9 protein-coding genes and 1 pseudogene are annotated in these 12,648 nt (G+C 46.8%); 3 read left to right on the forward strand and 7 right to left on the reverse strand.

Annotated elements, in window-relative coordinates:
- Window positions 1-42 precede the first annotated feature (42 nt).
- The 6 genes from EBC_RS00995 to EBC_RS01020 form a co-directional block, all read right to left on the reverse strand.
- Window positions 43-2,388: a TonB-dependent siderophore receptor gene (locus EBC_RS00995; protein WP_013199954.1), complete on the reverse strand. Its 2,346-nt coding sequence runs from the start codon at window positions 2,386-2,388 to the stop codon at window positions 43-45.
- 130 nt (window positions 2,389-2,518) lie between these two features.
- Window positions 2,519-3,562, reverse strand: a complete 1,044-nt coding sequence (locus tag EBC_RS01000) for a FecR family protein (RefSeq protein ID WP_231853651.1) — start codon at window positions 3,560-3,562, stop codon at window positions 2,519-2,521.
- On the reverse strand, window positions 3,546-4,076 hold the full coding sequence (locus tag EBC_RS01005) for an RNA polymerase sigma factor (protein WP_041691799.1): 531 nt from the start codon (window positions 4,074-4,076) through the stop codon (window positions 3,546-3,548). Before EBC_RS01005 ends, EBC_RS01000 begins: the two co-directional genes overlap by 17 nt.
- 581 nt (window positions 4,077-4,657) lie before the next feature.
- Entirely contained in the window at window positions 4,658-5,635 is a 978-nt protein-coding gene (locus EBC_RS01010; RefSeq protein WP_013199959.1) for a ParB/RepB/Spo0J family partition protein, read from the reverse strand.
- Window positions 5,632-6,840, reverse strand: a complete 1,209-nt coding sequence (locus EBC_RS01015; protein ID WP_013199960.1) for an AAA family ATPase — start codon at window positions 6,838-6,840, stop codon at window positions 5,632-5,634. Before EBC_RS01015 ends, EBC_RS01010 begins: the two co-directional genes overlap by 4 nt.
- A 940-nt stretch (window positions 6,841-7,780) precedes the next feature.
- On the reverse strand, window positions 7,781-8,800 hold the full coding sequence (locus EBC_RS01020; RefSeq protein WP_013199962.1) for a RepB family plasmid replication initiator protein: 1,020 nt from the start codon (window positions 8,798-8,800) through the stop codon (window positions 7,781-7,783).
- Window positions 8,801-9,852: 1,052 nt separating this feature from the next.
- Between EBC_RS01020 and EBC_RS25660 the strand changes: the two are divergent.
- From EBC_RS25660 to mazF, 3 genes and pseudogenes are all read left to right on the forward strand, one after another.
- A pseudogene (locus EBC_RS25660) lies at window positions 9,853-10,786 on the forward strand (integrase core domain-containing protein).
- A 431-nt stretch (window positions 10,787-11,217) separates the two neighbouring features.
- On the forward strand, window positions 11,218-11,466 hold the full coding sequence (locus EBC_RS01035) for an AbrB/MazE/SpoVT family DNA-binding domain-containing protein (protein ID WP_041691825.1): 249 nt from the start codon (window positions 11,218-11,220) through the stop codon (window positions 11,464-11,466).
- Window positions 11,467-11,799, forward strand: coding sequence for an endoribonuclease MazF (mazF, locus tag EBC_RS24910; protein WP_013199966.1), 333 nt, complete (start codon window positions 11,467-11,469; stop codon window positions 11,797-11,799). It begins immediately after the preceding gene.
- A 612-nt stretch (window positions 11,800-12,411) separates the two neighbouring features.
- On the opposite strand, the gene EBC_RS24915 is transcribed toward mazF, so the two are convergent.
- Complete coding sequence (locus EBC_RS24915; RefSeq protein ID WP_071822088.1) at window positions 12,412-12,639, reverse strand: plasmid partition protein ParG; 228 nt, start codon at window positions 12,637-12,639, stop codon at window positions 12,412-12,414.
- Between the last annotated feature and the right edge of the window lie 9 nt (window positions 12,640-12,648).

The raw sequence follows: 12,648 nt of genomic DNA on the forward strand, positions 1-12,648 counted from the left end.
ACGCCCTCAGACAGTCACGACGGCTGAGTAATAAAGTTGACATCAGAAGCTGTATTTCAACGAACCAATAAACGTTCGCTCCTGTCCTGGATAGCAGCTGGTGTCCTCGTCACAGGTGCCGACATAATCGTGGTTTAGCAGATTTTGAATGTTAAACCCGACTGAGACATGTTGATTCACCTGGTATTTAGCACCTGCATCAATCAGCGCGAAGTTTTTCACCGGTACTGTATTAGCATTATCGCCGTACATACTCCCCACATAACGCACGCCGGTACTTAGCAGCAATCCGTCCAGCACGCCCTGATGGAAGCTGTAGTTCAGCCAGGTTGAGGCCATATGTTTCGGCACGTTAGCCTGCTGCTTACCGCGATCGCCGTTGTTACTGGCGGTGATTTCCGTTTCTGTGTAAGTGTACGATGCCAGCAAATCCAGATTCTGCGTAAGTTTCATCGTGGCTTCTGTTTCCACGCCGCGCGAACGCACTTCGCCAGAAGCGACCTGATAACCGGTTACGACGCTATTCACAATCTCATTGGTTAGCACATTGCTTTTGATGATATCAAAGGCGGCGAGTGTCAACAGCAGACTTGCGTCTGGCTGGTATTTCACGCCGACTTCGTACTGGTGTGCTTTGCTTGGGTCAAAAGTCCGGTTCTGACTGTCAGTTCCACTGTTAGGGACAAAGGATTCAGCATAGCTGATATAGGGTGCGAGACCGTTATCTGCCAGATAGGTCAGTCCGGCACGTCCGGTCCATGCGCCTTGATCCAGCCAACTGGTACTTTCAGTTAGATTGTTTTGCGTGCGCAGACTGATTTCATCGTGGCGGCCGCCCAAGGTAAGCAGCCATTTTGGCGTCAGTGAAATTTGGTCCTGCATGTACACGCCCAGTTGCGCGGTAGTCTGGTCATTGTCGTTCAGTGCATAATTCGGATCGGCGATATTCAGGCCATAGACCGGATTGTAGATATTGAAGGTCGGGGCGACGGCACCGAAGCGTTTGGCATTGCCCTCAAGGCGACTGTAATCAAGGCCTGTTAACAGACGGTGAGTAATTGATGCGGTTGAGAAGTCAGCCTGCAACTGGTTATCGATGTTGAACGCGTTCATGTGTTCATCAAAGCGAATCGCATTACGCGAAACGGTCCCGGCATCAAAATTCACCGCACCTGGCAGGAGATTGTTGAGAACGGTGTCGGTTTGGCCGTAACGCACATTCTGACGTAACTGGAAAGTGTCGTTGAACTGATGACTCAACTCATACCCCACGGTGAACTGTTCCTGACGGAAATGGTTAAAACTGTAATCTCCCAGCAGCGTATCAGTGACTTTACCCCCTGGTTTGGTCAGGACAGCGACAGTGCCACCGGATGTATCACGCAGATAATCGGCACGCACGGTCAGGCTGGTATCAGAATTCGGCAGCCAGGTAAGAGAGGGGGCGAGATAGACACGGTTATCTTCGACATCAGGCCCGTCGTGGTACTGGAACTGCGTGTCGCTGTCACGCACAACACCAATCATGCGATAAAGATAATGGCCGTCATCGTCGATTTTATCGCTCATATCAAACTGAGCCTGACGGCGGTTGAAGTTGCCCAGTTCAACTTCAACCTCATGCACGCCCTGTGCGGAGGGCAGTTTACTGATGCGGTTTACAATGCCTCCTGCATCGCCAAGACCAAACAACGTTGATGAGGGACCGCGCACGATATCAATACGTTCAAGTGCATAAGGTTCAGTACGGAAGTAACTGTAACTGTTGTTTAACTGGCGGAGTCCGTCGCGATAATCGTTGGTGGTTAGCGCATTGAAACCACGAATGTATATCCAGTCATATCCTTTGGGATCAACACCGTAGGTTTCCGTTTTTACGCCCGGTACATAGCGCAGCGCTTCAGTGACGCTTTGCACATTTTGCCGATCCATTCTTTCACGAGTCACCACTGACACAGACTGAGGCACTTCCAGCAACTGCGTATCGGTTTTGGTCGCGGTACTGCTTTGCTGTGGAACGCTGGCGTAAGGATCGGACAGTCCGGTGACGGTAAGGGTATCTGATACGGCACGCAGAGGAGCGATGACCACGATGCCATTATCGACGCTAAAACCCAGACCGCTTTCGCTCAGCAGTTGGCTGAGCGCACCTTCCAGCGTCATGTTTCCCTGCAGCGCAGGGGCTGTCTTTTGGGCAATAGCATCAGGAGAAGCAATCAGCTGAACGCCTGCCAATTGAGCCAGCGCATTGAGCGAGCTGATCAAGGGCTGGGAGGGAAGTGAAACCGGCAGGGTAGCGACTGCCTGAACGGGCGAACAGAGGCAAAATGCCAGTGCTGCCAGCCCAGTTTTCACGCGTGTATGTTGGTAAAGAGTAAAAGTCATCATGCAATTTTTCCCAGAAAAAAATCAAATAAGAATCATTATCTTTTCTGAAGACGTTACTGCTGACAAAATCCTGACGTCACCACCTCAATATTTTTACTTTTTTCTTCAGGCGGCCTTTTGTCGCAAACCATCAGCGAATGATGATCTGCGTTTCATCGCCCTGTGGGATCAGTTTTACCGGTAATACTTTGGGCAAGGCATCGACAAAACTGTCAGGACGATAAATATTGAAACTGCCGCTGATGCGCAAGTTGGCTACGTCAGATGAGGCCAAATGAAAAGGCACATTGCCGTAGCGAGAGAATTCAGCCAGCGCGAGGTTGAGCGGTGTATTGTTAAAATTAATACGCGCCTGGCGCCACTCGGCGATGTTGTCCAGTGCAATCGGAAGTTGACGAGTCAGATTACCGTGAGCATCGCCGGTGGCCCGCTGTGTGGCATGCAGCACCATCAAATGGTGGTCGTAAGCCATCAAATTCAGCGAAGCCAATGCCCTCCATCGCATATTCTGTAACCATGAACGGGCCCCGATGCGCACCGAGCCACTCCTAACTGCCACCTCTACGCCATCACCACTCATCGACTGCGGGATATAGCGGACGCTGAAACTCGTGCCTAATACCGTCACACGAGAAGGACCACTCAGCACCACAAACGGCTTATCTTGAAGGTGTTTGACCTGAAAATAGACCTGGCCTTTGCTGAGCCTGACTTCACGCCGCTGTTGATAATAGGCCACCTGTAACTGGGTATCGGCATCCAGACTGAGTACGGTTCCATCAGGCAGGGTGAACTGTTGGGATCCTCCGGGACTGGTGTGCAACTGAGTGGTCATCAGCGGCGGGGAGAGCCACTGCCAAGCAGGCCATAACAGCACCAGACAAAGGACAGTGGCGACACAAGCTTTATGCCAGATGAGGTGTGATACGGTTTTTCGGGGCGTGGCCGGTATCGAAGCCCGCAATAACGTGACGCTATCCTTCGGCAAATCGCCGACCTGCTGCCATAACTGTTGCATGAATCGATAGCGGTTGGCGTTTTCACTCAGTGATAACCATTCTGCGAATTCGCGTTGTTGACTGGCAGATAACCCTGCCTGCTGTTTTGTTAGCCAGCGGGCGGCCTGTTCATCTGCAGATCGTTTAGCATCCCTCTCGCTATTCATCATGGTCATGAGCCTTCTTACGCCTTTCGTCGGTGTGCTGCTGCATCCAGAGGGCGTGACTATTGCGGCAAGCCATCATGGCTCGAATAATATGTTTCTCGACCATATTGACTGAAATTCCCATGTGGATGGCGACGCTCTTTTGAGAGTGACCGTTGAAACGGTGTAAGACAAAGGCTTCACGGCACCGCGGGGGCAAGTCCTTAATTGTTTTGGTCATCAGCTCAGTATACTGATTTTCTTCTATTAATTCGTAGGGTTGCAAATGGGATGGGGCAAAAAAATGTTCGCTGTCGCTGTATTCTGCGTCGCAGGTGGAAGAGAGAACCGGGCGACGATAGTGATCGATAATTAAATTGCGGGCAATGCTGTACAGTAGGCTTCGACGAGATCGAACAGGTTGGGTGACAGTCAATGCCCGTATAAACGTTTCCTGAGCCATGTCTTCTGCATGTTCACGGTCACGAAGCTTCCGGTGTATAAACCGATATAGTTCAGTGTAATACTTGTCGAAAGCAGGCACTAGAGTCTCTTAGAATGAAGGTCAGGGAACGTCTGCGAGCCCTATACTACTCATAAATTCCATTGTTGATTATCATTAAATGATAATCATTCAAAAAAATGTGTAGTCTGGCTATTCTACCGGGGCCCGTTTCACCTAATACTACCAGCTCGGCATACGATTCTTGATGGATGCCGGTGACCGTTAACATGGTGCAAAACTTCCAGAATTTGAGCGGATAAATTAGTAAAGGTATCCCCCCGCTGGCGGTAACATCAGTGGTACTGACGATGGATTTAAGGATGACCGGTACAAGGCCAGCGAAAATTCGGGGCGCTGAACAATGGGCCCGGAGGTCGCGGGTGCAGAACACATCCCCACCGGGTTAATGTACCGCTCCTCCGGACAGTCACAGGGTAGCCGATAGGGAACGGGTAAGTCAGCCGGACTGTCGGCTGAAGGGAAGTTACCCGCATTTTGGGTGAATGGCCTGAATGACATTTGGGCATTCATCATAAAATGTGCCGCACGACTGCGTTATCACTGTCTTGCGTGAGGCTTTTTGCATTCTGATGCATAAATTCAGCACTACTTTCTGGGAATTATTCTTCTGCCTGAAATTTGTCCATTACGATTTTTATCGCCGCATCAAGTTCTGCATGATATTTAGCCGGAATTCGTGAAAATTCATATGTTACAAGTCGTTTTTCAGCATCTGTTTTTTTGCGTGCAAACTGCTTTTTATCACTGAATTCAGCCAGCTTTTCTACCACTGCTTTCTTCATTTTACGGGGGGCTTTCAGACCGTTGCTTTCAGCTTTGAAAAAACCAATAATCTTCGTTTTATTGAGCGGATCCTGAGCATCGTAAGCCCTATCCTTTTCAATCCTGATGCGTACACCTTCAACCACTTCCAGTACATCTACCTGCCGGGCTTTAGTCTGCTCTGCAATTTCCAGAAGCAACTGATAGTCCGGAATGGCCAGATCGCTAATCGATGGGAAAACGGCAATCATTTCATCAGGTACAGCGGCTGCCTGAAATGCGCGGGTAATCTTGGCCGGTGAGATGCCTTCAGCTTTGGCTATCTCCATCTGGCTCATGCCATTATCACTCATCACCTTCAGGCGTTTGCCTAATTCCCGAAGCGTATGCTCTTTTGCCGTCTGAATATCTACTGCAAGCTGGCGGGCATCACTGATATCGAGTTCATCTTTCGTAACCAAGACTTCAAATGGCATGCCATTGAAAATACAGGCTGCCCGACGGCGTGAACCATCCAGAATTTCAATGCGATTATTGACTTCGCGCCCTATGGCGGGAAAAAACTGCTGCAGTGTGATGGTGCGGGCAATATCGCTGATGGACTCTGGGGTCAACAACGACTGATCGCGACCGTTCACAGTTGAGTCAATGTAGGTCTGGGCTTCGATATCATCATGAAGGATCTTAGTAAGTACAAAGCGGGCCTCTTTCCCCGACCTCAGCACAAACACGCGCTCGCCTTCCCTTTCGCTGAGCATTTTGGAGAAGTTTGAATTACCCAGCGTACGGCCCATTTTTTTCATGACTTTGGTCATTTGATACCCCTTATAAATTCGATTCGCTTGAACACCGCCTGAGTGAAGCGCTCAGCTTCGCGTTTCGCGTTTTTAAGGGCTTCAGCACTTCCAGGATAAGACTGGGGATCCGCACTGACAATGGTGTCAAAGGTTTCGCCACAGCGCTCAAAACCATCAAGTCGCGGTAATACCGCATCGAGGATATATGAGGTAAAAACATCACGCGCAAGACCATGGGTCATCTCGTGATCGCGCTTCGTCGTCATTTTAGACATAAAGCCTATATTCCCTTTGATACGCGGATTGACGCCTTCTTCTTCCAGTTGCTCCAGCATTTCAGGCAGTCGTGTCAGGTATTTAAGCGTTGAATGAAAATCAACCTGCGCGGGAGGGGTCGGCGTTAACAGCAAATCACTGGCGGCAATAGCGTTCAGCATGAATGCATCCAGATGCGGCCCAGTATCGATAAAGATGAAATCGTAATCTTTACCTACGCGATCGATGATATTGCGCCGGAGCACTTCTGAAGGCAGAACGCCCGGAAGGTTTTCGCGAACAAGTTCACCCCACTGGCTGGCAACAAACCCATCATCAATCGAGGCAGGAATGATATCCACACCGGGAATTATTGTCGGCTGAATAATCTGACGCTGCAGCTGCTCGGCATCAAGGTCATTCAGCATTGCCTGAGCAGCCGTTTCCATGATTGAACCTATGCTGTGAGCCTGATTCAGGAACATGGTGCTGGAAGCTTGTGGATCGAGGTCTATTACCAGGTTTCGCAAATCATATTGCAACAAGTCCGGATGTACACGGAGTCCATGTGCAAGCGTTACCGTACTGACCGTTTTTGACACCCCACCTTTCAGATTCACCACGAAAATGACGAAGGGACCCTCCCCTTCATGGAGATCACGATATTTAGGCACTTTACGGTGTGCATAGATATCGACAACATCTTCAACGGTCAGAGCATAGTGCCTGGCATTACCGGCATCTTTTTTACCAAACTGATGTCCCTGCATTTCCATTTCATCAATAGCCTGCTCGACAGCACGACGGCTGAGCTTAGGCATATTGGCAACGGAATTTCGCGTAAAGGTCTGGTAATAGCGATCAAGTCCAAATTCATGACGTTTATCAATGATGTCATCACTCATGCTGCGGAGCATGGCATTTGCTCTGCGGGCAGTCTCGTCAACACCACCATAATTACTTTTCATGCAGTTAACCTCACCGGCAAATTTCAGCTAGTGTACAAGCCGGAATTAAATGTGCAACTTTTTCCGTAAATCAGAAAATTATTGTACTAACTCATAAAAGTTAACCGAGTGGACGCTTGATGATCGCATGTTATCAGTCGTATGCATGAAAACCAGAAGAAGTTATCGGTCATATGCACGTGCTCTGTATTTTTTACCGGATGTGTGTATTCGAGCGATCTTCTCACTGTGCAAACACAAATCTTCAACAAAGATTGGCAGTCGTATGCATAAGGTTTTCAGTCGTATGCTTTACTATGCCTTTTGCAGGGTGTTGTTTCTAACCCTCATATTTGATCCCCCCAAAATTAGGGTTATCGTTCATATGCCAAAGGTTATCGGTCGCATGCTCTTTAGCACTTCATATGAGATAACGAGTAAAGATGTTAAGAAAAGATCATCCAGTTCTAGGCCGAAGGTGTCGTTCCAGATAAAGGTTGATATAAGATGGCTAGGGTATAGGCCAAACACTGATCAAATATTTCCATTCGTATGCTTTAAAGTTTCCAGTCGTGTGCTATCACCATGTATGAGGTGGCTATAAATGCGTCCCTAATTAAGAGTATGTATGGATAAATAAATATATATATAAATAAACAAGTTAGACATTCAGTGGTGAATGCCTGTGACGACGTAACACAGCATAGGTTATCGGTGGTATGCATTGAAGGGGATAGGTAAAAGGGATCCTCATACTGCAGGTTATCAGTTGTATGCAAAATCCCTGCTTTAATGCCGCAAAGTTTCCAGTCGTATGCAAGAAGAGGTCATTTTAAGCTGGAATGCATCGGTTTCAAACTGAGCGTGTGGGAAACGCTCAAACCAGCAATCTATTTACATGAAATTATGGGGTTTCATGAAAGGTTTCCAGCCGTATGTATGGCCACCATCACTGAAATAATCACTCAGAATCAAGGCTGATAAGGATCTTGGCTATCTCTTCTTCCGTGAATCCAGAATCTTTGAGCTTAGAAATTTTAGCGATCATCTTTTCATCCACTACCTGTGGCTCAAGGGTATCAGTGTGGCCCGTTTTAGGTATTTTGTTAGGGATAAGGTTAGGATTACGCTTGGTGATGTTGAAGTAAACCGATCGACCCCGTTTAAACTCGCTGTACTCCAGGTAGTTAATTTCTTTAAGCTGCTCGAGTGCTTTACGGACGATATGGTTCTGATAAGCCACGCGGGATTTTAAGCGAAGCCTTTCACGTAGCCTTTTCATCGATACAGGTGCGGGATCTTTAGGAAGACTCTCTATGAACGTATAGAGGGCTTGAGCAGATTCTTTACGCGGAAGATGATCGATCGCTTTGAGGCGCAGATATACCTTGTAATCCATCTGATAGAGATCAGCGAGTCTGTCATCCCCCTCAATCTCGACCTCGTTCTTTGCCATATTGTACTGAGCGCTGTTAACGAGCCCTGTCGTCAACGATCCAGAATCATTACGGAATTGTATGGTGACACCGCGTAAACGCATCAGAGAGTCGTCTATACGCTTTTTCATGTCTTTATTTGAGCGCTTCGAGTCAAAACCACAGTTTTGTAAAAATTTGGTGAATGGTAGCTTCAATTTACCGGCAAATGTTCCGCTATCGTAGATCGACCGAATAATCCCAAGCCATACCCGGAAGTCAGTGGCCATGTCCAGACGCTCAGAACGGATGGAGATGTCCTTGTACCCTTCCCTTTTTACAACTTCAAGATGGTAAAGATCTTCGCTAGCATCTACCGTAGACTTCACTGCGCTGACTGAGTTTTTTAATTTTGCATGATCGGTGTTAGGAACGAATAAACCCAGGCGCATTAATGCGACCGGTTGAACGGTTGCATTCGCCGTAGGATTAAGGTGGACAACTTCACCCGTTCTTTTGTTTACTTCATCTGTCATGCTATCTAAGTCTTTGACTTTTTTAGCCATATCTTAAATCCATTGATCAACAGGTTAATTTGCGCCAGCACATGACGGATAACCTTACCAGCATACGAATGGAAATAAAATAGCATACAGTCGATAACCAACTGCATACCACCGAAAACCTTTTGCATATGACAGCTAATCTTTTGCATATGACTGATAACCCAGATCGGCTCTCAGGCCACACCACGCAAGGCTTTCAAGCTACAGGGGATCGTTTTGGCAGTTTAGGATCGATACAGGATCGTTAAAAGATCTTATAACTGGATCTATCCTGTGAATAACGGGGATAAAGACACGACGTTTTCACAAAAAATTCTGTGGGCAATTCCGTATGCTTCACATACGGTTCCCAAGTGACTCTGAAATCAGATTTACGAACACTCAGAATGTATACCGTCTAAATTTGGAGATTCGGTGAAAAATTCTATCAAAGGCTTATAACAGCAAAGGCTTGTTACGATAACTTGATATTGAACTTGTTTCTCAAGAAGAGGTTACTTCGGTCTCGAGTAAAAGTGGAGTTTATGAGGCTTGGAGGAAAAGATGATGCAGTTCAGATCTTCAAATGAGTAACCACATGGAGCTTGATAAAAAACGTTCACAATAAGTGAAAGGACAATCTGAACTAAACAACCCATAAGTGAATTTAACTCAACTCGTTGATTTTGATTAATTTATAGTAATTATTTCATACTGAAATTCCCACAAAATGACTGGTTTTCAGTTCAGCTTGATTTTTTTCAATGCATTTACATACCAGTAAAAAGTGGTTATCCCAAAGCTCGCTACGTGATTTCTTTTGAATTTTGTGGGTGATAACCCTGCAGAATTTCCACAGTGATGCCGAAAATTAACTTATAGATATTGACCTTCCGCCAAGGCTAGATACAACGCTCACTTAGTAATGTACTGACCCCTTCGTAATCAGCAGGAGTAAGTATTACTATTGTTGTGTTGACCTGCTTCCGGTTGATTTGTACAACCCGATGTTAGTAATGTCTTCATCTGCAACGTGAGGACATCCCCATGAAGAAGCTTTTTCCGACCAACAGATCATCGGTATTCTACGCGAGGCTGAAGCCGGGGTATCTGCCCGTGAACTCTGCCGCAAGCACGCCCTTTCCGATGCTACGTTTTACACATGGCGTAAGAAGTATGGCGGTATGGAAGTGCCTGTGGTTAAACGCATGAAGTCGCTTGAAGAAGAGAACGCCCGACTCAAGAAGCTGCTCGCCGAAGCTATGATCGATAAGGAGGCGCTTTAGGTGGCTCTTGGGCGAAAGTACTGACGACAGACCATAAGCGGGAAGCCGTGGAGTTGATGTGTGGAGCGACAGGTCTGTCGCAACGTCGCGCCTACAGGCTGACAGGTTTGTCCCTGTCGACCTGCCGCTATGAAGTGCAGCGTCCAGCGTCGGATGCGCATTTATCAGGGCGCATCACTGAACTGGCGCTTGAACGCAGGCGTTTTGGTTACCGGCGCATCTGGTAGTTACTGCGTCGTGAGGGCTGGCTACCGGTCGCAAGATCAAGTGTCTGACCTGCGTGGATGATTTCACGAAAGAGTGCCTGACGATTACCGCCGCTTTCGGGATTTCAGGCGTGCTGGTCACGCGTATTCTGGACAGCATTGCACTATTTCGCGGTTATCCGGCGACGATAAGAACCGATCAGGGGCCGGAATTTAGCTGCCGCGCATTGGATCAATGGGCCTTTGAGCATGGCGTGGAGCTGAGACTTATCCAGCCGGGCAAGCCGACCCAGAACGGAGTTATTGAGAGTTTTAACGGACGCTTTCGCGATGAATGCCTGAATGAGCACTGGTTCAGCGATATTGTCCACGCCAGGGAAATCATTAATAACTGGCGAGAAGATTATAACGAGTGGCTTCCTTTTTCATCGCTGAATTACCAGACTCCAGCTGAATTTGCAGCTGGCTTGCGAAACAGGAAATATGAAGTAAAACCAACCGACATTACTAACTGAAGGTTGTATCCAATCCTGGGGGCAGGTCAATTGGTTCATCAATAATGGCCTGCTTTACCTTTGCATCTAACACGGTTCCTTTTGTTGTGGCTATATTGGGGTTCGAGGGCCAACTGTGCGAAAAACCACGTTAGGGAATTAACCGTATGAAATATATAGACTTATGAGACTACATATTTGGACCAAATAAACGGTTCCAAATATCTTCTTTTGGTCATTTTGAGACTGGATCGTATCAAAATCGATTTCTGATACCGCTTAGCGTGGTTTTTTACATCAGTGGACTTCAAACCCCAAAAGGCACTTTTCGCCCTTACCTACATCACTACTGAAAGTTAGCTAAAAAACCCGGTCTATCAGGAAGGAGGATGCTTGTAGACACATTGTATATCCTCTACAATGTATCTACAAATGTGAGGGGGGAAATGTTAATGACAACAGTAACGCTAAAAAAATGGGGCAATAGCCCATCGATCAGAATACCAGCCAGCGTAATGCAAGCAGCAGCACTTAATGTCGAAGATAAACTCGATTTGAAAATTGATGAAGCTGGCCAAATTGTTTTAGTACCATTGAAATCTAAAGAGTATTCACTAGATGTACTGTTATCAGGTATCACACCAGATAACGTTCACGGAAAAATAGATTTTGGTTCGCCAGTTGGAAAGGAATTGATTTAAATGGTTTCACGTTACGTACCAAATTCTGGTGATCTAATCTGGCTGGATTTTGACCCCGTAGAAGGTCACGAACAGGGCGGCCATCGCCCTGCTGTCGTCCTTAGCCCTTTTTCTTACAATAATCCCGTAGGATTGCTGCTTTGCGTTCCGTGTACCACTAAAGCTAAAGGCTATCCATTTGAGGTAGAACTATCCGGTAGCCGCGAAAGTGTTGCTCTTGCCGATCAAGTTACCTGTGTTGACTGGAGAGCGCGAAAAGTAACAAAAAAAGGCACTGTATCGCCTGACGAACTTGCTGAGATCAGAGCAAAGGCTAAAGCTCTAATTGGATGAGAAAATCTTTGCCGCGCTTTGCTTGGCCAACACTGATCTGGTACATATAAATTTTATGAACCAGATCAGTGTTCTCAAGGGGAATGCATGTGTTTTTGAGTAAATGTGTGATTACTCATTTTTTAATGAAGTATCTAGCGAGTTGCAATATGACAGTTAAAAAGATTAGAGACACACTGCGAAGCGGAAAGGATGCGGCGCTTGATACTTGGGATCAAGTTACATCTGACCAAACAAGCAGGACAGGTCATTCAGCGAAACGTGTAGCATCGTAGCTCGCCAATTATGTTGATCCGGAAGTAGTTGCTCTCCAGATTACGAAGAACAGCCTTAAAAATAACCCGGACGATCCACAGACGTTTACCGGTGAGGAAGTTGTAACTGTCGCAAAATTTTACGCAGCTAACTGTTCGCGGACGGTGCTCACTAACAAGCAGTCCAATGCGCTCATTGCCGCGAAGAAAGAAGCCGATGCTGGAAGTAGCCCGTCTGTTAACGATGACGTTCCAGAGCCACAGCAGAATTGATCTGCTTAACAAGAGAGTATCTCTGGATGGTTATACTCTCTTATTATTACACATGAGTTTTTACTCATATGTGTATTTGAGTAATTTACCTGTCATTTGCTTTCAGCCAGCTATCAACCAAGTCCTTTATCACATCAGTAATAGATGTTCCTCGTTTTGCACACGCCGCTTTGAAGCGGATATGTGTTTCTTCATCAAAGTTAACGTTGACTCTCTTTTGCTTTCCCGTGGGTGTGCTATTGACGACTTTTTCAAGATCTCGATGCTCACCGAAACTCATTGTTTTTGATGTGGTTTGCTTAGTTAGTGCCATACATAACCT

The organism is Erwinia billingiae Eb661 (assembly GCF_000196615.1).
Taxonomy (GTDB): domain Bacteria; phylum Pseudomonadota; class Gammaproteobacteria; order Enterobacterales; family Enterobacteriaceae; genus Erwinia; species Erwinia billingiae.

Bases quoted from the DNA above. Each gene is read 5' to 3' on its own strand.
- EBC_RS00995 (WP_013199954.1), bottom strand. From the start codon at position 2,388: ATGATGACTTTTACTCTTTACCAACATACACGCGTGAAAACTGGGCTG.
- EBC_RS01000 (WP_231853651.1), bottom strand. From the start codon at position 3,562: ATGACCATGATGAATAGCGAGAGGGATGCTAAACGATCTGCAGATGAA.
- EBC_RS01010 (WP_013199959.1), bottom strand. From the start codon at position 5,635: ATGACCAAAGTCATGAAAAAAATGGGCCGTACGCTGGGTAATTCAAAC.
- EBC_RS01015 (WP_013199960.1), bottom strand. From the start codon at position 6,840: ATGAAAAGTAATTATGGTGGTGTTGACGAGACTGCCCGCAGAGCAAAT.
- EBC_RS01020 (WP_013199962.1), bottom strand. From the start codon at position 8,800: ATGGCTAAAAAAGTCAAAGACTTAGATAGCATGACAGATGAAGTAAAC.
- EBC_RS01035 (WP_041691825.1), top strand. From the start codon at position 11,218: ATGACAACAGTAACGCTAAAAAAATGGGGCAATAGCCCATCGATCAGA.
- mazF (WP_013199966.1), top strand. From the start codon at position 11,467: ATGGTTTCACGTTACGTACCAAATTCTGGTGATCTAATCTGGCTGGAT.
- EBC_RS24915 (WP_071822088.1), bottom strand. From the start codon at position 12,639: ATGGCACTAACTAAGCAAACCACATCAAAAACAATGAGTTTCGGTGAG.